This window comes from Vibrio sp. SCSIO 43140, assembly GCF_023716585.1.
GTDB lineage: Bacteria > Pseudomonadota > Gammaproteobacteria > Enterobacterales > Vibrionaceae > Vibrio > Vibrio maritimus_B.
Window position 1 is genome coordinate 338,060 of the sequence record NZ_CP071851.1, and the last position, 19,542, is coordinate 357,601.

Below are 19,542 nucleotides of genomic sequence, written 5' to 3' on the forward strand. Positions count from 1 at the left end.
TTGTTAAGTCGAGCTAAAAAGAGAAAAATGAGATCAAGATCGCTCGTTACTTGATAAGCCCTTTAAGTTTTGCAAGCCCCCAAGCAGCCGTTGTCACCACGTCCGGTATATCTCCTGCAATCAGCATTTGTTCGAATTCAGTAATTGGAAACGATTGAGTGATAAGATCTTCTTCCTCAGTATCAAGGTTGCGATCTTGCAAGGTAAGTTGAGTTGCGAGGTAGATATGACAGGTTTGGTTTAAAAAGCCATAGGCAATGAACTGTTTGCCAACGTACGTCATCTTATCAGCGATAAGACCGGTTTCTTCCTGCAATTCGCCTCGAGCTAGCTCTAAATGATCAGCATCAGGGTTCGATTCCCAGGCTCCTTGTGGCAATTCCCAGTAGCTATCGGAAACGGTATAACGATACTGATTTACTAAATGAACTCGCTCATCTTCGATCGCGATGATAACCGCACAATCAGGCTTATCGACCACGCCATAAATGCCTTTGGCACCGCTTTCCCGCTGAATATCATCCTCTCGAACGGTCATCCATGGGTTTTGATAAACGACTTTTGAGCTTAGGGTTTTGATCGTCATGACTTCTTTACCTTAACAAAATCAGAAATCTAGCTTATCGAACTTTTTATGTTGGCGCTATTTAGAGATAGATTTTGATAACAAATAACCCTAGCACCGACGCCTCTATTTTGTTAAAACAGGGCACAAACCTGCCTGCTGGAATCATTGACTGAGGGTAGCAGGTAAACAAACAATAGTAATGAATAAAAAAGGACATCAACGTGGCACAGTCTCTACAGTTTGAAAAGTTCGTCGACCTTGATTTTGATTTAGCGGAATGCCCACGTTGGGATTGGCGTACTGACTCATGGATGTGGGTCAACATCAATGACGGTGAGCTTTGGCGTCATAAAGATGGCGTAAACGAGAAGCGTAAGTTTGATGATATGCTTGGCTGTTTTGCGATGCATGGCGATCAAGGCTTTATGCTCGGTATGAAAACGGGTATGTATTATCTCAGCGACTGGAATGCGGAATTAACGTCGCTAGTCCCTCTTGTCTCTGAGTTCCCGCGTATGCGCTACAACGACGGACGTTGTGCTCCAGGAGGACGTTTCGTTGCCGGCACACGTAATGGTGCGAAAGAAGGAGACCAAGGACAATTCTGGCAACTGCACCTAGATGGCACGATTGAGGCGTTACCTATGTTCGCATGGACATGTAATGGTTTAGCATTCTCACCGGATGGTCAGTGGTTATACTGGTCAGATACAGGCTCAAGCAAAGTGTACAAGCACGCATACAATGCTGAGACTGGTGAGTACGGCGAGCAGGAACTTCACTGCGACCTGGCTGACTATAACGGTCGTCCTGATGGCGCGAGTGTTGATGTAGATGGCAACTATTGGGTTGCGATGTACGCAGGTCAATCTGTGGTTAAGATCGCGCCGAATGGTGAAGTCCTTGCGGTGATTGACGTACCTTCGGAAAACCCAACAATGGTTGGTTTTGGCGGTAAAGATATGCGTGATGTGATTGTCACATCAGCTGCTGGCAGCAACGAAAAAGGCAAACTTGTCATTGCCAAAGACGTTGTAGAGGGGCTAAAAGAGCCGTTATCCAGCGTTAAGATCGCTTAATGAATGCCTAGCGGAGCCAAAGAGCTCCGCTTTTAACAGGTCATTGAAAAAGGTAGGCTGGTCGCGCGATTCATATCACTAAGGTCATCTTCAGTGATGTATTTTTTGGCGACGACATTACCGGCAACGACTAGGTGTGAGATGTAGTCACGGCACGACGTAGTAGGCATATTGCTCCACATGAAGTCGGCTTTGGTTGCGTCTGAGAACTCGATATTCAGAACAATCGCTTGCTCTTCATAGCGCATATCATAAACATTAATTTCATACTGCTGCATACCACTGTCCCCCAAAACTTTCATTAACTGTTATTCAAGGCTAACCACACGTTTGAGTGCAGGGAACGCAGATGAATAGCATGTTATTCAAAATCTCATCATTGCAACATAATCTTGTTTTTGTGTAACAGTTAAATTACACGTTGTTCGTACGGTAAACTTTGAAGCAGTTCAAATAGTCTAATTTGTATGACGTTCAAACCAAATTTATGGAATGTTGATCGCATAAAGCGGAACACAAATGGCGGGTTTTGCTAAGTTTTTTGAAATTATGGATAGATGTGAGCCCATATTCAAGACTGGTAGCATGGGCTCAGTATGATTAGTTCAAGATAAGTCGTGCGTTGAGTTCTTGAGTTGGTCTTGCATTATCACCCATGGTGTTTGATAGGCGCTTTAGCTGATTCTTTGGAATAAACTGAGGCTCTTGGAGTACGATCCATCTTACGCCTTCACTGCAAGGTGGCGTTGTAAGCGAGCCATTGTAGCGATAATAGTCTTTTACTCTTGGGAGTAGTTGCTCAAGCCCGATATCGGATTCCGCATTTATCTTCTCTCCAGCGGCAGGCAAGGTTTTCAGGATACCGGCCAGCTCATCACTTTCACGTTCTCCGTCTTTATACATCACTGCAACAACGGCTAACTGTCCCTTCTGGTTAGCATGAACAAAATGTGCCTCTAGAGGGGCTGATTTGCCATTGATAGTGTTTTCTGATGGTGTGTGGAAGTGGAACTGTTTGAGCTCAAAGTCTTGACCGTCTAGGCGTAGAGAATTACTACCCGTGACATTAACTTGGACTGTGTGACCATTATTAATAATCTGATCTACTCGTCCATTGTACTCAAAGCTCAGTGGCGCCTTTTTCGCCTGAGTGAGTTGGTTGGTTTGAATATCAACTGGGCTCTGGTTTTGTCCTTTGTCGCAAGTGGCGCTTAGCTTCCCCCATGTCGCAGGGCCATCGCCCTCACCATATCCCCATTCCGCTGAATAAGCCGGTGCAGTGATAGAGACTGCTGTGCCGATGACCAATGCAAGCTTCATTGCTGTTTTCATAATTATCCTTAGTTTACTGACGTTTGCGAAAGCGGACGCTTTCGGCGACTAGATTAGGGCAAAACCATTTGAACCAATCAGTTGCATACTTAGTTTGCGATTTTACGCGAGAAGAAAGTTTCAAATTTTCATTGAGGTGACATAGCTTCGGTAAGAGTATCACGCCCTATGAGAGCGTTGGTTCACGTTTTTGAAGCTCGTAATGACATGAGTTAATAAAATTAATACAATGCGTATACAAATATTTCTCATTTGCAGTTAGATTTGACTGCGTCAACCATAAGATGATGAGTCATTATGTTTTCACTTAAGCAGGCGAGCTTCCATATTGGCTCGCTTGAGATTCTATCGCCATTTGACTTGGAGTTTGTTCCGGGACAAGTCACCGCTTTGCTTGGACATAATGGCAGTGGTAAATCGAGCCTAATCAAACTTCTTAGCCGTCAGAATCAAGTCTCTTCTGGGAGTGTTTTGTTGGATGAAAGGCCACTTGATAGTTACGTAGCAAAAGAGTACGCCAAAAAAGTTGCCTACCTGCCTCAGCATCCGCCTATCACAGATGGGGTTACTGTTCGCGAACTGGTTATGTTCGGTCGTTACCCTTGGAAAGGTGTGTTGGGGCGATATACCCAAGAAGATCACGAGCTCGTGGGCGAAGCGATCGATAGGGTTGGGCTAACCGTGTTTACGGAGCGTTTCGTGAGTACCTTGTCAGGAGGGGAGCGTCAAAGAGCGTGGGTAGCAATGCTGTTAGCACAGAAAAGTGAATGTATCTTGCTTGACGAACCGACGTCAGCCCTTGATGTCGCTCACCAATATGAGCTGCTCAAGTTGATACGAGAGCTTAATCAAAGCCTCAACCTAACGGTAATCATGGTCATCCATGACGTCAATATGGCTGCCAGATTCAGCGACAGGTTGGTTGCTCTTAAAGGCGGGGAAATTATCGTTGACGGCACGCCAGAACGTGTGATGAACGAAGCCTCGCTGTCCGAAATCTATGGTATGCCGCTGTCCACTTTCACAGACCCTAGCACTCAGCATGTCATCAGCTACGTTAGATAATCGATAAAAGGATAATTATTGTGTTTAACAGATTTAAAACCACGCACTTCACTGTCGTATTAGTCAGTTTATTGGCGTGTTTGTCATCATTCGCTGCATCAGCAAAAACGTACCAACACGAGTTAGGAACTGTTGAGATAAACAAAGCGCCGAAGCGTGTGGTTGTACTGGATTGGGCTCTTGCAGAGTCAGTGCTCGCGCTCGGTGTGACTCCTATCGCTTCCGCTGATGTAAAAGGCTATCAGGATTGGGTTGGGTCACCAACCATGCCAAGTGAGGTGACCGATGTTGGATCACGTCGCGAGCCAAACCTAGAGTTGATAGCAAGCTTGAAGCCCGATTTGATTTTGATGAGCGGACACTTGGCTCCGGCCTATGAAAAGCTGAATGCAATCGCACCGACATTGGTGATGAGTATTTACAATGACAAGAAACAGCCTTATCAAAATGCAAAAACTCTCGTGATAACCCTCGGAGATGTGTTCGAGCGACCTGAGCAAGCACAGCAGCTTGTCGATGAGACTAATCAGAAGTTGGCTCAAAATGGTGAACAGGTAGCAAAGATGAACAATGGTAAGCCATTTATTATGGTGCGTTTTATTGGAGATAGGCACATCCGTGTCCACAGTGCGGGCTCTCTAATGAATGACACTATTTCTGCCATGTCTCTGGAAAACAGCTGGCAAGGACCAACCAACAGCTGGGGATTCTCTTCAGCAAGCGTTGAGCAGCTCGCCCAGTACCAAGACAGTAATGTGCTTATTTTTGGTCCGCTATCGGATGCCGAGCAAGCACAGCTTAATGGCTCACCTTTATGGGCAGCGATGGCGTTTTCGCGAGAAAACAGAGTCAAGATCGTACCTAAAGTATGGACGTTTGGTAGCTTGGTCGCAATGCAGCGTTTGAGCGATGAAGTCGTATCACAGGTTTCAACACTGGGCAAACAGTAGGTCCTTCATGCAGTTAACAGCCCACCGCGGTGCAGCGCCATTTGGTAAAATGGCGCTGTTTGTTTTTATTAGTGCGCTCGTACTCGTCTGGCTTTTCCAAAATGCTGTGCCCTATCACCTGTCATTCTCTGAGTGGCGAACGTACTTTTTAAGTCGAGATGACAGTGATTATCGTCAGCTCATTTTGCACTTTACCTTTTTTCCACGCCTCAGTATGGCGCTGCTTTGTGGCGCTGCGCTGGCGATTGCTGGTTGTTTAATGCAGCATTTGCTACAAAACCCACTTGCCTCACCAACGACACTGGGTGTTGCAGCCGGTGCTGAACTCGGCATGACAGCCAGTCTGTTTGCAGGTGTCGTTGGAGGAAGCTTGATTCAATATGCTTACGCGTTTGGCGGAGGCATGCTTGCAGCAAGTCTGGTCTTCTTGCTTACTGCTAAACGAGGGTTCGCACCGCTGCAGATGGTTTTAGCGGGTATGGTTGTCACTCTGTTTTTAGGGGCGACAAACATGATGTTAGTCATGCTAAACGAGCAGCAGCTTACAAGTTTGTTTGTATGGGGAGCTGGCGCTCTCGCTCAGCAAGGTTGGGAAAACGCTCATTTGCTTTTTTGGGTGCTGGCGGTTGTGCTCGGCTTGGTCATGGTGATGCTACGACCATTGTCAGCACTGGAGTTAGGTAGCGAGGTCGCAGAGTCGGCTGGTGTCAATGTTGCTAGAGTTCGAGCTTTTGGACTAGGGCTTTCGGTTGTTATTACTTCTGTCGTCGTCGCGACAGTTGGCGTAATAGGTTTTGTCGGTCTAGTCGCACCAACCATTGCTAAAATGTTGGGCGCGAGAAAATTTGCTCAGCGTGTATTGCTAAGTGGCGTGGTAGGCGCGCTGCTTCTATTGACTGCTGACTTGATCATTCAGCCATTTTCTGGTGTATCTAGCGAACTATTGCCTACGGGCGCAATGACGGCCTTGTTTGGCGCGCCTTGCTTGCTATGGTTGTTAACTAAAAAAAAGTTTGCCTCTAGCTTCAAAGCGGAAGAAGTCGCTAACAAAGTCTATCACCCTAAATCTTTTGCCTTAGTGTCACTTATCTTGGCTCTGTTACTCGTCGTCGTAACAGCACTGGCAGTTCTTTTAGGGCGCACACAAGTCGGTTGGGGCTTTAGTGGCGACCTGAGTATTCTAGATCTGCGTATGCCTCGTGTACTCGGCGCGATCTTCGCAGGCTGCGGACTGGCACTTGCGGGTACCATGGTGCAGCGCATTACTGTTAACCCAATGGCAAGCCCAGAGGTGATGGGTATCAGTTCTGGTGCAGCACTCGCACTTGTATTGTGTGCTTGGTTTGGCTTCACACCAACTCGAATCGAACAGATTGTTTACGGTGGGGTCGGTGCCGCTCTGGTCATGATAGTCATCCTGCAGTTTAGCAAGCGCTCAAACTATGCACCGTCGCAATTACTGCTTACGGGAATAGCGGTAAGTGCTGGGCTCGATGCAGTACTTCGAGTTGCGTTATCGTCAGGGCAAGATAACGTGCAAGCATTGCTAACTTGGCTGTCTGGCTCTACCTACTTGGCAAGCTACAATGATGTATTCGCTCTAGGGCTAGGTATTGTCGTGTTTGGTGGGGCGACATACGCTGCTAGCCGATGGTTAGATATCTTGAATCTGGGGCAGGTATCCGCTGTTTCAGTTGGCGTGAATACCAAGCAAACGCGTCTTTTCTTACTTGTGATCGCATCTTTGCTGACAGCTCTCTCTACGCTTGTGATTGGACCGCTTAGCTTCGTGGGTCTTTTGGCGCCGCATATTGCAAGAGCGCTCGGGCAATACAAAGCAAAAAACCAGCTGGTCGTTGCCTGCTTGGTTGGTTCCATTTTGATGGTGAGTGCCGACTGGTTAGGAAGGACGATTTGGTTTCCGTGGCAGTTTCCTGCGGGACTAATGGCTTCCGTTATTGGTGGCGCCTATTTCCTTATCCTGCTTAGGAAGGGAAGCTAAAATTAAAACAAGAATGGCGCTGATTAGCGCCATTCTCTATTTCATTGAGATCTAATTGCGTTTAGGTCCATTGCGAACCAGGTCTTTACCATTTTCATAGACGTCTTGAGATACCCAGCGTCCCAGAATAAGTTCATGGTTGTCACTCAGAACGGCAACAAACGGACGACCGTCAGAGTTAGACGTTGCCAACGCAACACCGGCGACCCCTTGTAAACCTAAAGCACCACTTTCCAAAAGAATCAGAAATTGCTCGAGTTCCTCAAGGGTTTCAATTACTTCGTTATCAATGTTCATCGTTATCTATCACTTGAGTGGTATATTTGGTGGCGTACTCTACCTAAGTTAAACAGAGAAACCAACAATAGGTCTAGAAACTCATGAAAAAAGTGCTAATCACCGACTATGAACCTTGATGACATGGTGACTGGTATTAGAATTGCTGCGCTGGTGAGTTTGGATCATGTCCATGATATTAAGTATGGGTCAGGTCAGATTTGCTAGGGTTAAGGACCTGCTGTGTGAACAATACATTAGTGAGCCATTTGAGAGGTCGAAACTCGGATCCAATGACAATTTGGTGTCCGCAGTTGGCACACGCATAGTACTCTTTGACCAACAGCAATCTCATCATTAGCGTGCGTCGTTGGCGTTGAAGTCTTGCTCCGTGTTCACACATTCCTTTTCTCTCCTTTTCCATTTCTCAATCAAAGTGTGATCTTGGTCCAAAGACTAGCACGGTATATTGCCGTACCCTATATCGAATTAATGCAACTGCATGCACTTTAATATCACGTTAATGATGTTTTACATTTTTTATGAGCCAAGTTGCTATTCGCATGTGAAAGTGACAAGAAGTTCACTAGATAGTGCACCGTGATGCACTATTTGAGGAGAAATGTGTTAGTGGCGCGAGTAGAGGTTATTGCTGTTCCTTCAATCGCGCCATATAGTAAGTAGAGATGTACTCACCATCTCTAAAAGCAGAGCACAAAGCTTCACCTTCGATTTCAAATCCATACTTTGAATACAGTGCAATCGCCGCTTTATTGTCGGTGTTCACTTCAATCTGAATCCGCATTAGGTTAAGCCAGTTGTCGGCTAAATCGATAACCGTTTCGATCAGTTGGCTACCAATACCCATATCATGATAGTTATCGTGAACCGCAATCCCAAAGGTTGCTGTATGCATAGTGCGAGGACGCTGAGAGTGAGTCAGTGCTATATTGCCAACGATTTTTCCGTCGAGCTCAGCAACAAAGGTATAGACACCAGTGGGAATATTGCTAAGTCGCTCTTGCCACATTTTTAGCGATGAGTGAGGCAGATGCAGAGTTTCCCTCTGTGCCTTAGGTTGTGAAAATAGCTCGCATAAACCTGCGGCATCTTTTTCATCCGTTGGTCGAATATTGACGTTCATCGAAGTCTCCGTTATGGCAAGTTATTGCGTCAAAAAAGTAAATTATCTTGCTATACAACTAATTGAATTAGCGAATGTTAGCAAGGCAATTCTGTTTGTTTCATGCTAGTGCCTAGATTCAAACGTAATAGAAACGAGTGCATGGTCTGGAGCGACGTCATCAATACCAAACCTCGGGTCAACAATATGCTTGTCGGTGATGGTATATTCGGTTAGCTCATAGAGCGAATGATCATATTCTGGTGCAAACTCACTGGATACTAGAATGTGGTCAATTCGATTCCCTTTCTCTCCATAATAATGGGTAACGGGCGCTTTGATTTGGTCTTGAGGGCGGATGGGCTCACCATGTCGCACAAGCGTCCAGGTATCATAAAAATGATATGGAGAAATAAAGTACCGAGACTCTTTACGTCGTTGTCGATGCCTAGAATGAAAAGGATCAAACTCACTGGCACTCAATACGTTGTTAAAGTCACCCAATAGAATGACAGGATGTTGACTGCTACGTTTTATCCCTATGATTGCTCTATGAAGAGCGAGCGCTTCCTGTTGTCTTAATTGTTGGGATAGGGCAACGCCGTGCAATTCATCTAACCAAAGTTTGACCTCATCAGTGTTTTCATCTTGTTCACCAAGAATGGCTCTTTTAGATTTAAGGTGAACATTGATAAGGTCGATCTCCCCAAGACCTTCCGCCATTAATGTCACGTGGAGTGGCGGACGGCTATAGTCGCCTGAGAATAACTCAGACATAATTAAGTTGGGATGTCTTTTTAACGGATGTTTAGACGCGAACGCTAACGCCGGATTGGAATAGATGTAATCTGCTTCGATAGTGGGTTGTTGGTTATACTCAAAATATGGGTAACCAAGAGCTAAAGTGAGCGAACGCAGCGCTTCAATAGAAAATACTTCTTGGAACGCGATAACGTCACTGTCGAGCGATATTAAGGTTTTAGAGAGCCAGTTAGTTTTTTGAGCCCATTGCTTCGCATCATAGATGTTATCCATCTCATAAAACGCAAATGGTGGCTCTGCAAAATTGCACAGGTTGCACGTAGTGACTTTCAATTTATTTATTTGTGTCAAAGTATTAGACTCCATGACAGCTTATGTTTAACCCAAGTCGCTGTGGTTAAGGATGAGCATATAAAAATAACGCATTCAAAGGAATAACAATGTCTCAACAGCAAACCGAACCTGCTTGGCGAACGCCCAAAAATTTCCTCATCATCATCTCGATTATAGTGCCCATCGCTTTTTCGAGCTGGATGGCACTGCTTAATAACTTTGTTATTGAGAAAGCTAATTTCGACGGTTCGGATATTGGTTTATTACAAAGTGTGCGTGAGATACCTGGCTTCTTGGCGTTTACTACGGTGTTTGTGCTTTTGTTCATTCGAGAGCAAAAATTTATGATCGTATCTTTGCTTTTGCTTACCGCGGGCACGGCGATTACCGGTTTGTTTCCTTCGGTGGCTGGACTACTGATTACGACGCTTATTATGTCGACCGGTTTTCACTATTTTGAAACCTTGAAACAGTCGTTGTCACTGCAATGGTTGACTAAAGAAGAAGCGCCAGAGGTATTGGGCAAGCTCATATCCGTTGGAGCCTTGGCATCACTGCTGACGTACGCTGGGCTTTGGGTCATGGTCGAAATATTTAAGCTTGATTACGCATGGGTTTACGGTATTTCTGGTGGTATTGGATTTATTCTGGTTCTGTTTATTGCCTTCGCTTTTCCTCAGTTTAAGACAGACACTCCGCAAACTAAAAAGTTGGTGCTTAAGAAGCGTTATTGGCTGTATTACGCGCTGACCTTTATGAGTGGTGCTAGACGTCAGATTTTTACCGTTTTTGCTGGCTTTTTGATGGTAGAAAAGTTTGGGTACAGCGTGTCCGATATCACGCTATTATTTTTGATTAACTACCTATTTAACTTCTTGTTTGCGAAGAAGATTGGTCGATTCATTGGCGTCGTGGGTGAGCGTAAAGCTCTGATTGTAGAGTACGTTGGACTGATTTTCGTGTTTGTCGGATACGGTTTGGTGCAAACAGCGGAATGGGCTGCTGCGCTGTATGTTATCGATCATTTGTTCTTCGCATTAGCGCTAGCCATCAAAACCTACTTCCAGAAGATTGCTGACCCTGCGGATATGGCTTCAACGGCAGGCGTGTCATTTACGATTAACCACATTGCCGCGGTAGTGATTCCAGTGACGTTTGGCTTTATTTGGTTGATTTCACCTTCTAGTGTGTTTTATATCGGTGCGGCGATGGCGGCAGTGTCATTGTTATTGTCGTTGAATATTCCGAAGAAGCCGGAAGAGGGGAATGAGGTTAGGGTGTTGAAGTGGAGTTGAGGATTTTTTTGCCAATCACTGGTTGATAGTTCAGCGCACTTTACCCCCTCTAGCTCCCCCTATATAGGGGGAGAACTGAAGGCTAGCTGCTAGCGCAGCATTGCCTGTTGTTTGTTGGCGATGCACCGCGAGCACTATGCTCCTCCCCTAGTTAGGGGAGGCTGGGAGGGGTAAATGCGCGAGACCAACAGCAAACGCCCATCTCCCCCAATTACCCATTAAACATCAAACCTATCCGCATTCATCACCTTGACCCAAGCAGAGACGAAGTCACAAACAAACTTGTCATTAGCATCATCACACGCATAGACTTCAGCCAGTGCGCGAAGCTGTGAGTTAGAGCCAAACACAAGATCGGCACGTTTAGCTTTCCATTTCTGACTGCCCGATGCGCGGTCAAAGCCACCAAACTCAGTCGCGTCATCGTTGGTTGGACGCCATTCAGTGCCCATATCCGTCAAGTTAACGAAGAAGTCGTTGGTTAGCAGACCTTTGCGGTCAGTAAGCACACCAAAATCACTGTCACCATAGTTTGCGCCCAGTACGCGCAGACCACCAATCAACACGGTCATTTCTGGTGCGGTGAGCGTTAGTAGTTGAGCTTTATCTAGCAATAGCTCTTCTTCAGACACACTAAATGCTTTCTGACTGTAGTTTCTAAAGCCATCAACAAGTGGCTCAAGTACAGCAAATGATTCAGCATCAGTCTGAGATTCAAGCGCATCGGTACGACCAGCGGCAAATGGGACGTCTACTGAAACACCTGCGTCTTTCGCAGCTTTTTCGATAGCCGCGTTACCGCCAAGAACGATCAGGTCAGCAATTGACACTGCCTTATCAAACTCAGCTTGGATACGCTCATAGACATCCAATACACGACCGAGTTGCTCAGGCTGGTTTACATCCCAGTTGCGTTGCGGAGCAAGGCGTATACGAGCACCATTTGCACCACCACGATAGTCAGAGCCACGGAAGGTAGAAGCAGAAGACCACGCGGTATAAACCAGCTCAGAAACACTCAATCCGGAAGCCAAGATCTTAGCTTTCAGTGTCGCAGCATCTTCAGTACTGATAGGTTCGGATGTTGCGGCTGGTACGGGATCTTGCCAGATCAGATCTTCAGCAGGAACCTCCTCACCTAGGTAGCGCGCTTTTGGACCCATGTCGCGGTGGGTTAGCTTGAACCAAGCGCGAGCAAAGGCATCAGCAAACTCATCTGGGTTTTGATGAAAGCGTTTAGAGATCTCACCGTAGATCGGATCCATGCGCATCGCCATATCAGCGGTTGTCATTATGGTCGTGACACGTTGAGAAGGATCGTGTGCTTTTGGAGCCATATGCTCCTCAGGAACACCGACAGGTACCCATTGCCATGCACCGGCTGGACTCTTCACCAAGTCCCAATCGTAGCCAAATAGCATGTCGAAGTAGCCGTTATCCCATTGGATAGGGTTGGGTGTCCATGCACCTTCGATGCCGCTGGTGGTCGTATCGTCGCCTTTACCGCTACCAAAACCATTACGCCAACCAAAGCCCATCTCTTCGATAGGAGCCGCTTCCGGCTCTGGACCCATTAGCTCAGGGTCACCCGCACCGTGTGTTTTACCAAAAGTATGACCGCCAGCGACCAGAGCTACGGTTTCTTCGTCATTCATCCCCATACGGGCGAAGGTTTCACGAATGTCGCGACCTGATGCAAGTACGCTTGGATCACCGTTAGGACCTTCTGGGTTTACATAGATAAGACCCATTTGTACTGCAGCAAGTGGGCTTTCTAGCTCACGGTCACCAGAGTAACGCTTGTCACCCAGCCATTCGCTTTCCATGCCCCAATAGACATCTTCTTCTGGTTCCCAAATATCTTCACGACCGCCGCCGAAACCAAAGGTTTTTAGGCCCATAGATTCGATAGAAACGTTACCAGTAAGAATAAACAAATCTGCCCAAGAGAGGCTTTGACCGTATTTTTTCTTCACTGGCCAAAGTAGGCGACGGGCTTTATCTAGGTTGCCATTATCAGGCCAGCTGTTTAGAGGTGCAAAACGCTGGTTACCAGAGTTGCCGCCCCCACGACCATCGGCAGTACGGTAGGTACCAGCTGCGTGCCACGCCATACGAATCATGAATGGACCATAATGACCGTAGTCGGCTGGCCACCAATCTTTAGAATCGGTCAGCACATTCTCAATGTCTTGTTTAACTTGTTTTAGGTCTAGCTGTTTGAACGCTTCCTTGTAGTTGAAGCTCTCATGGTAAGGGTTACCCTTGCGATCGTTCTGATGAAGGATCTTGATGTTCAGTTGGTTTGGCCACCAATCTAAATTTTGAGTACCACGACCACCAACACGAGTATTACCACCATGCATAACAGGACATTTGCCTTGCGGTGCATTTTTATCACTTTGCATATACGCCTCCGATTTGCGACCAACGCTAAGAATTTCCGTTAAATATAGTCCCAAAGCTGGATTTGGGATGGTTAAATTCACTTCATATTGTATGAATTAACTACTAATTAATATGGTTTTACAGATGTGGGTATTGATGTGGATCAAAAGTTAAATGAGTACACCTCTCATTTACATTAATTTACAAAGGGTGGCGATTTAGGTGAGAAAAAGACTACAAAACAGTGGGTTAGATTCTGAGTTAAAGTGATGAAAAACAGACATAAAAAGGGATGCCTGCTGAGTGGCATCCCTTTTGGATTCTCATTGAACTTGTTAACGAGTGTTAAGCAACCACAATGAAGAATAGGGTTGTAGCAACAATACCGATAAGCGCGTATGGGAACTGCGTCGTTGCGTGTTGCATTGACGTACAACCAGAGCCCTGAGCGGATAGCACAGTCGAATCACTAAAGAAACATGAGTGGCTACCTGCCGCCGATGCTGAAAGCATTGCTGCAATCGTAAGGTGTAGCGGTACACCAATTTGCTCTGCCAGTGGCAGGATGATTGGCATGGCAACCGCAAACGTACCCCATGAAGATGCTGATGCGAAAACTAGACCACCTGTGACCAAGAAGATCAGAGCAGGGAAGTACTGAGCAGATAGATAAGGGCTAACTGTCTCAATCACGTATTGCGTTAAACCAAGCGAGTCGTTAACGCTTTTTAGCATAAAGCCGCCAATAACTGTTGCGAGTGGAAGCAACATGACCTTGATACCGTCATAAACCGCATCAAACAGCTCATTCATGGTTACAAGCTTTTGGAAGCCGTAGAAACAGATGGTGAAGATGATTGCAACAAACACACCTGCAAGTAGATCGATACCAAAGTACCAAGATGCACCGACTAGTACGACCATCGGCAGTAGGAAGTTGATCAGCCCCATTGTTGGATTCGAGTGCGCTTTGATGTCTGAACCAAAATCGATGTCTACAGCACCATCTGGCTTCACTTGACCATTACGTGCACGCTCTTCCGCTTTTTTCATCGCGCCGAGGTCTGGCATTTTGCCAATCGCAACTAAGAACACGATGCCGAGCGTTACCCAGCCGTAAGCCATGTAAGGGATAGCTTGAATGTACGCCGCAATACCTTGACCTGGTTCTGCTACTTCATTGGCTTCTAGAAGGGAGCTGAAAAAGATAGCCCAAGTTGAGATAGGAACTAGGATACAAATTGGAGCCGCTGTTGAGTCAACGAGGTACGCAAGTTTCTCACGGGACACCTGATAGCCATCGGTGATCTTCTTCATTGAAGATGAGATCGCGATAGCATTGAGGTAGTCATCGATAAAGATCAGAATACCCAAGAAGAAGGTCATCAGCAGTGATTGATTACGGCTCTTAACCTTGTTTACTAGCATGTCACTGAAGCTTAGGATACTGCCGCCTTTTTCAAGGATAGCGATCAAGCCGCCCATCAGACCACAAACCAAGATGATCCAAGCAATTGTCTCGTTCATCATGACATCCATCGAGATGCCAACGATTTGTTCAACCGCGCTTGTTGGGTCTAGCAGAAGCACCCCAGCGATAGTGCCGCTAAACAGTGCTTCGACGGTTCGGTGAGTCGTCAGTGCGAACACAAGAACAAGTGATGTTGGCAGCAGGGCAAGCCAACCATAGCTTTCACCTTCGACATGGTTCAATCCAATTGAAGTAAAGGTAATAAACAAGAAGACAATAGTCAGGCTGACCGCCAAATGTTTGCTGCTTATTTTGAGCGGCGCCTCCAGCGCCTTTGTCTGCGTAGTCATAAACTAATTCCTTTCTTTATGCAGAGTGAAGCATCCAGTCGATTTCAAGCGGTGTAATAATGCGCTCAAATTCAGCCAGTTCACTTCGTTTGCAAGCGAGATACATATCAATAAAGTCCTGGGAGAAATACGTGCCTAATTCACTGTTATCGAGTTGAGTTAGGGCATCGGACATGCGTGTTGGCAGGTCGATGGCATTTTCACTTAGGGCTGGTGGACACTGTTCTTGGGTATAGTTATCACTCGCTAATACTGCGGATAGTACTACTGCAGCGAGAATGTAAGGGTTAACATCCGCACCAGCGATGCGGTGTTCAATACGACGGTTTTTACCATCGCTAATCGGTACGCGAAGTGCGACTCCTCGGTGGTTCTCACCCCAATCGGCACGTGTTGGTACATAAGCACCTGGTACAAATCGACGGTAAGAGTTCACGTTCGGGCAGAGAAGTGCCATCGCGTCCGGAATTTGGGACAACATCGCTGCCATTGTTTGGAAGAACAATGGACTTGCTGAGTCATCCTCATTATTAGTAAATAGGTTATCGCCTTGCTCGTTGATGAGACTGATGTGCATGTGCTGACCGTTTCCTGCTTCTTCGAGGAACGGCTTCGCCATGAAGGTCGCGTCAAAACCATGCTTGTGAGCGATCTGTTTGATTAGGCGTTTTGAGAAGACGATTTCATCGCAAACACGCAGTACGTCTTTAGAGTGATTGAAGTTGATTTCAAATTGACCTGGCGCAGACTCTGCTAGCGCGCCTGCTGTATTCAAGCTTTGGTCGGCGGCAGCTGCGTTCAGTTCTGATAAGAAGTCGGCATAGTCATCAAGGCCATCGACATCATAAACTTCGGTGTCACGTTCTCTTTTATTCTTAGTTGGGTTGATGGCGGTTTGCAGTTCACCATTCTCGCCGCGCACTTTATCGATAAGATAGAATTCAAGCTCTAGCGCCACGACAGGGAATTGATTTTTAGCGTGTAGGGTTTCCACCATACGTTCAACAATATTGCGGATAAACAGTCGATGTGGCGTTTTGCCATCATCTTCCATCATGGAAAGCAAAACCTGACCTGTTCCTTCTTTTGCCGTTGGTAACAGTGTTCCAGAAACAGGGAAACAAAGGTTATCAGGCTCACCAAGGTCTTCACCCAGCCCAGCCGATTCAACAACAGCACCTTTGGTATCTAGAGTAATAGTAGAGAGGGGGAGGGCGACACCTTTCGCGAGCTTCTCAAGCGCGCCGACTGGAATGCGTTTGCCGCGAGGCGTGGCGTTAAGATCGGTAAATATAACGTCAACATACTCAATCTCTGGCCAGTTTTGTCGAAAATTTTTAACTTCCTGTAAATAGGTATCCATCTTTACTACTCCTAGTTACCCTGTCTGACTGACGCTAAATGATGCGGTGTTTAACAAATTGAACACAATAACCATTAGCTAATGAGGGTTTTTGGCTGAATTGTAAGTTTAAATTGTTGTTTTTATTGTGTTTTGTTCAACTTGGTGATTATTTCTACCGTGTTAAACGTTAACTAATTTGTAACAGTTGATCGGCTTTTGCTCAATATATCGAGCGAAATTAGTGCTTTTTTTGACCGAAATAGAGATCAAAATCACGCTTTGGAATCTATTTTGAACACTACTGTTGATAATTGTGTACGTGGGTTGTACGGTTTTTGTTAAATAAATCGAACGTGAGTGTGACAATGTCTGAGATAAGAAAACCAATAATAGGACTCGTAAGCTGTAAGAAAGAGCTCGCTGGCTATCAAATACAGGCATTGAATGAGTTCTACCTACAAGCGGTGAAAGATTTCGGTGGTACACCAATCATCTTGCCATCGGCTATAGAAACAGATGAGTTAGACAGCGTGCTGGCTGTCTGTGACGGGCTACTGTTTCCAGGAAGCCACTCTAATGTAGCACCGCACCGTTATAACGGCAGTCATGAAGAGAAGAAGAAAGATGAAGCGCGTGACGAGCTATCTATTCAATTGATTCGTCGAGCTATAGACATGAATATTCCGTGTTTAGGGATCTGTCGCGGTTTCCAAGAGATGAACGTGGCGCTGGGTGGTAGCTTAGATCCGGCGGTACATGAGTCAGGTTATCAAGATCATCGTGAAAATGAGTCGAAAGACTTTACTGAGAAATACGCACCGGCTCACCCTGTATACGTTGAAGGTGACGGTGTATTCAAAGAGTGGCTGGTGAATGCCAAATGGGAAGATACCAGCAAGTTTGAGGTCAATACCCTTCATAACCAAGGGGTTAAACAGCTCGGTTCAGTACTAAAAGTGGAAGCAAAAGCACCGGATGGTCTTATTGAAGCATTTAGCTTACCGGGGCAAAAATACTTTGTTGGCGTGCAGTGGCACCCAGAATGGGAAGCAAAAAACAATCATTTCTCACAAATTTTGTTTAAAGAATTTATTATGTCAGCTTTCCAGTAATTTAGAGGCTGAATGCATGGACAACCACCAGATTGGTAAAAATATTGCTCAACTAAGAAAAGAGCGCGGACTTTCACAACGAGAACTGGCAGAGCGAGCAGGCATTACACATAGTGCTATCTCATCCATTGAAAATGCCAAAGTGAGTCCTTCGGTGAGTTCTCTGCAAAAAATAGTGAACGTTTTTTCCTTGTCACTTTCTGAGTTTTTTACTCTGGAGCAGCAAGAAAACAAAGAAGTAAAAGTAGTGATTAAGCCGGAAGACTTGATTGAAATCGGCAGTGAAACGGTATCAATGAAACTGGTCAACAACGGCAGCAACAAACAAGAAATTGGATTTTTGATAGAGGAATACGCTCCAAAAAGCACAACAGGAGCGTCCAATATTAAGCATGACGGAGAGGAAGTCGGCACCGTATTGAGCGGTGAAGTCGAACTAGAGTACAACGGTGAAACCTATCTAATCAAAGAAGGCGAATCCTATGTAATCGACACGACCATCCCACACAAATTTACTAATTACTCCGATAAGGCTTGCAGAATGATAAGTGCTCATACACCAAAAGCATTCTAGCGCCTTGAGGTAACCAAGGAGAGCGTATGAAAACGCAACAACAATGGATTGAACAACGAGAGGCGCAGGTAATTGAACAGCGCGCTTTTCTTAACGGCGAATACACTACCGCTGTTGATGAGACGACACTTGAAGTGGTCAACCCTGCCACGGATGAGATCATCGCCAACATCGCTCGCTGTAAATCTGCCGACGTCGATCTTGCCGTTGAATACGCGAAAAGAGCCTTTAAAAAGGGCGAATGGAGCCAAAGCTCTCCAGCACACAGAAAATCTATCCTGATCAAGTTTGCTGATCTTATCGACGAAAACGTTGAAGCGTTGGCATTACTTGAAACCCTTGATACGGGTAAACCTATTTCTCATAGTGTCTCAACAGACATACCGGGCGCTGCTAAGTCCATCCGTTGGTATGCAGAGGCTATCGATAAAGTTTACGGCGAAGTCGCTCCAACCGAGAAAGACGTGCACGCGTTCGTGTCTCACCAAGCCATTGGTGTGGTTGCGGCTGTGGTTCCTTGGAATTTCCCATTGTGGATCGGCTGTTGGAAGCTAGGTCCGGCATTGGCCGCGGGGAACAGCGTTATCCTTAAACCGTCTGAAAAGTCTTCGTTGACGGCCATTTTCCTCGGCAAACTCGCCAATGAAGCAGGGATCCCTGCTGGCGTATTCCAAGTGATTACGGGCTTTGGCCATGAAGCAGGTGAAGCGCTCGCTCGTCACGAAGGGGTAGACTGTATTGCGTTTACCGGTTCAACACGTGTTGCGGGCCATCTGATGATCGCATCGGGTGAAACTAACCTCAAACGAGTGTGGGCGGAAGCCGGCGGTAAAAATGCCAATATCGTATTTGAAGATTACGCTGACCTAGACAGAGCCGCAGCAGAAACGGCAGCAGGATGCTTCTACAACCAAGGTGAAGTCTGCGTTGCCGCTACCCGATTGCTAGTACACGAAAGCATTAAAGAAGTGTTCATCGATAAAGTCATCAGTGCCGCTCAAGGCTTTATGCCAAAAGACCCGATGGACCCAACGTCGTCCATGGGTGCATTAATCGACCGTGAGCATAAAGCGAAAGTACTCGACTATGTAAAGCTTGGCCAAGAAGCCGGCGCTGTGGTTCGCTGCGGCGGTGATGTTGAAGGTACGGGCGCATTTGTTGAGCCTGTGATCCTAGACAACGTCGATAACAGCATGCGTGTTGCCCAAGAAGAGATATTCGGACCTGTTCTTTGTGTCATTCCATTTAAAACAGAAGAAGAAGCCATTGCCATTGCCAACGACTCTCAGTACGGGCTAGGTGCGGCTTTATGGAGTGACAACATCAATCGCGTACACCGCGTCGCTAAGCAATTAGAGGCGGGATCGGTGTGGGTGAACAACTACAACGAGGGCGATATGACCGTCCCATTTGGTGGATTCAAAATGAGTGGTAACGGACGTGATAAGTCTATCCATGCCATTGAAAAATTTACCGAAACCAAAACGACGTGGATTCGTCTCCAACCTTAAGCCCGA

General features: G+C 46.2%; 17 protein-coding genes. 8 read left to right on the top strand and 9 right to left on the bottom strand.

Going from position 1 to position 19,542, the window contains the following annotated elements; all coding sequences use genetic code 11:
* Window positions 1–46: 46 nt before the first annotated feature.
* Window positions 47–586, bottom strand: coding sequence for an NUDIX domain-containing protein (locus J4N45_RS20030; protein WP_252016389.1), 540 nt, complete (start codon window positions 584–586; stop codon window positions 47–49).
* A 203-nt stretch (window positions 587–789) separates the two neighbouring features.
* On the opposite strand from J4N45_RS20030, the gene J4N45_RS20035 reads away from it, so the two are divergent.
* Window positions 790–1,647 (top strand): SMP-30/gluconolactonase/LRE family protein, encoded by an 858-nt coding sequence (locus J4N45_RS20035; protein ID WP_252016392.1) that lies wholly within the window; start codon window positions 790–792, stop codon window positions 1,645–1,647.
* A gap of 32 nt (window positions 1,648–1,679) precedes the next feature.
* Here J4N45_RS20035 and J4N45_RS20040 read toward each other — a convergent pair whose 3' ends face one another.
* Both J4N45_RS20040 and J4N45_RS20045 read right to left on the bottom strand, forming a co-directional pair.
* A complete protein-coding gene (locus J4N45_RS20040) occupies window positions 1,680–1,925 on the bottom strand; it encodes a hypothetical protein (protein WP_042470728.1) in 246 nt (81 codons plus the stop codon).
* A gap of 322 nt (window positions 1,926–2,247) precedes the next feature.
* Window positions 2,248–2,979 carry a carbonic anhydrase gene (locus tag J4N45_RS20045; protein WP_252016394.1) on the bottom strand — a complete coding sequence of 244 codons (732 nt, stop codon included), beginning with the start codon at window positions 2,977–2,979 and terminating at the stop codon, window positions 2,248–2,250.
* A 297-nt stretch (window positions 2,980–3,276) separates the two neighbouring features.
* Between J4N45_RS20045 and J4N45_RS20050 the strand changes: the two genes are divergently transcribed.
* Genes J4N45_RS20050 through fhuB form a run of 3 tightly spaced genes read left to right on the top strand, consistent with a single transcriptional unit; the run spans window position 3,277 to window position 6,996 of the window.
* Window positions 3,277–4,044 carry an ABC transporter ATP-binding protein gene (locus tag J4N45_RS20050; RefSeq protein ID WP_252016396.1) on the top strand — a complete coding sequence of 256 codons (768 nt, stop codon included), beginning with the start codon at window positions 3,277–3,279 and terminating at the stop codon, window positions 4,042–4,044.
* A 20-nt stretch (window positions 4,045–4,064) separates the two neighbouring features.
* Window positions 4,065–4,994, top strand: a complete 930-nt coding sequence (locus tag J4N45_RS20055; RefSeq protein WP_252016398.1) for an ABC transporter substrate-binding protein — start codon at window positions 4,065–4,067, stop codon at window positions 4,992–4,994.
* Between the two features lie 7 nt (window positions 4,995–5,001).
* Entirely contained in the window at window positions 5,002–6,996 is a 1,995-nt protein-coding gene (gene fhuB / locus J4N45_RS20060) for a Fe(3+)-hydroxamate ABC transporter permease FhuB (protein WP_252016401.1), read from the top strand.
* Between the two features lie 51 nt (window positions 6,997–7,047).
* On the opposite strand, the gene J4N45_RS20065 is transcribed toward fhuB, so the two are convergent.
* The 3 genes from J4N45_RS20065 to J4N45_RS20075 form a co-directional block, all read right to left on the bottom strand.
* The gene (locus J4N45_RS20065) at window positions 7,048–7,293 is read right to left on the bottom strand and encodes a hypothetical protein (protein ID WP_234497327.1); all 246 of its coding nucleotides are present in this window, start codon (window positions 7,291–7,293) and stop codon (window positions 7,048–7,050) included.
* 625 nt (window positions 7,294–7,918) lie between these two features.
* On the bottom strand, window positions 7,919–8,416 hold the full coding sequence (locus J4N45_RS20070; protein ID WP_252016403.1) for a GNAT family N-acetyltransferase: 498 nt from the start codon (window positions 8,414–8,416) through the stop codon (window positions 7,919–7,921).
* Between the two features lie 105 nt (window positions 8,417–8,521).
* Window positions 8,522–9,508 carry an endonuclease/exonuclease/phosphatase family protein gene (locus J4N45_RS20075; RefSeq protein WP_252016405.1) on the bottom strand — a complete coding sequence of 329 codons (987 nt, stop codon included), beginning with the start codon at window positions 9,506–9,508 and terminating at the stop codon, window positions 8,522–8,524.
* Window positions 9,509–9,597: 89 nt separating this feature from the next.
* Here J4N45_RS20075 and J4N45_RS20080 point away from each other — a divergent pair, with 89 nt between their 5' ends.
* Complete coding sequence (locus J4N45_RS20080; RefSeq protein ID WP_234497324.1) at window positions 9,598–10,785, top strand: MFS transporter; 1,188 nt, start codon at window positions 9,598–9,600, stop codon at window positions 10,783–10,785.
* Between the two features lie 218 nt (window positions 10,786–11,003).
* Here the strand turns inward: J4N45_RS20080 and katG are convergent, their stop codons facing one another.
* The 3 genes from katG to J4N45_RS20095 all read right to left on the bottom strand — a co-directional run bounded on the left by katG (window position 11,004) and on the right by J4N45_RS20095 (window position 16,357).
* Window positions 11,004–13,193, bottom strand: coding sequence for a catalase/peroxidase HPI (gene katG, locus J4N45_RS20085; protein ID WP_252016407.1), 2,190 nt, complete (start codon window positions 13,191–13,193; stop codon window positions 11,004–11,006).
* 325 nt (window positions 13,194–13,518) lie between these two features.
* Window positions 13,519–14,994 carry a Na+/H+ antiporter NhaC family protein gene (locus tag J4N45_RS20090; RefSeq protein WP_252016410.1) on the bottom strand — a complete coding sequence of 492 codons (1,476 nt, stop codon included), beginning with the start codon at window positions 14,992–14,994 and terminating at the stop codon, window positions 13,519–13,521.
* A 16-nt stretch (window positions 14,995–15,010) separates the two neighbouring features.
* Entirely contained in the window at window positions 15,011–16,357 is a 1,347-nt protein-coding gene (locus J4N45_RS20095) for a glutamine synthetase family protein (RefSeq protein ID WP_252016412.1), read from the bottom strand.
* Between the two features lie 347 nt (window positions 16,358–16,704).
* On the opposite strand from J4N45_RS20095, the gene J4N45_RS20100 reads away from it, so the two are divergent.
* Genes J4N45_RS20100 through J4N45_RS20110 form a run of 3 tightly spaced genes read left to right on the top strand, consistent with a single transcriptional unit; the run spans window position 16,705 to window position 19,536 of the window.
* A complete protein-coding gene (locus tag J4N45_RS20100) occupies window positions 16,705–17,451 on the top strand; it encodes a gamma-glutamyl-gamma-aminobutyrate hydrolase family protein (protein WP_252016414.1) in 747 nt (248 codons plus the stop codon).
* A gap of 16 nt (window positions 17,452–17,467) precedes the next feature.
* On the top strand, window positions 17,468–18,025 hold the full coding sequence (puuR, locus tag J4N45_RS20105) for an HTH-type transcriptional regulator PuuR (protein ID WP_042470741.1): 558 nt from the start codon (window positions 17,468–17,470) through the stop codon (window positions 18,023–18,025).
* A 26-nt stretch (window positions 18,026–18,051) separates the two neighbouring features.
* Entirely contained in the window at window positions 18,052–19,536 is a 1,485-nt protein-coding gene (locus tag J4N45_RS20110; RefSeq protein ID WP_252016416.1) for an aldehyde dehydrogenase, read from the top strand.
* Window positions 19,537–19,542 lie beyond the last annotated feature (6 nt).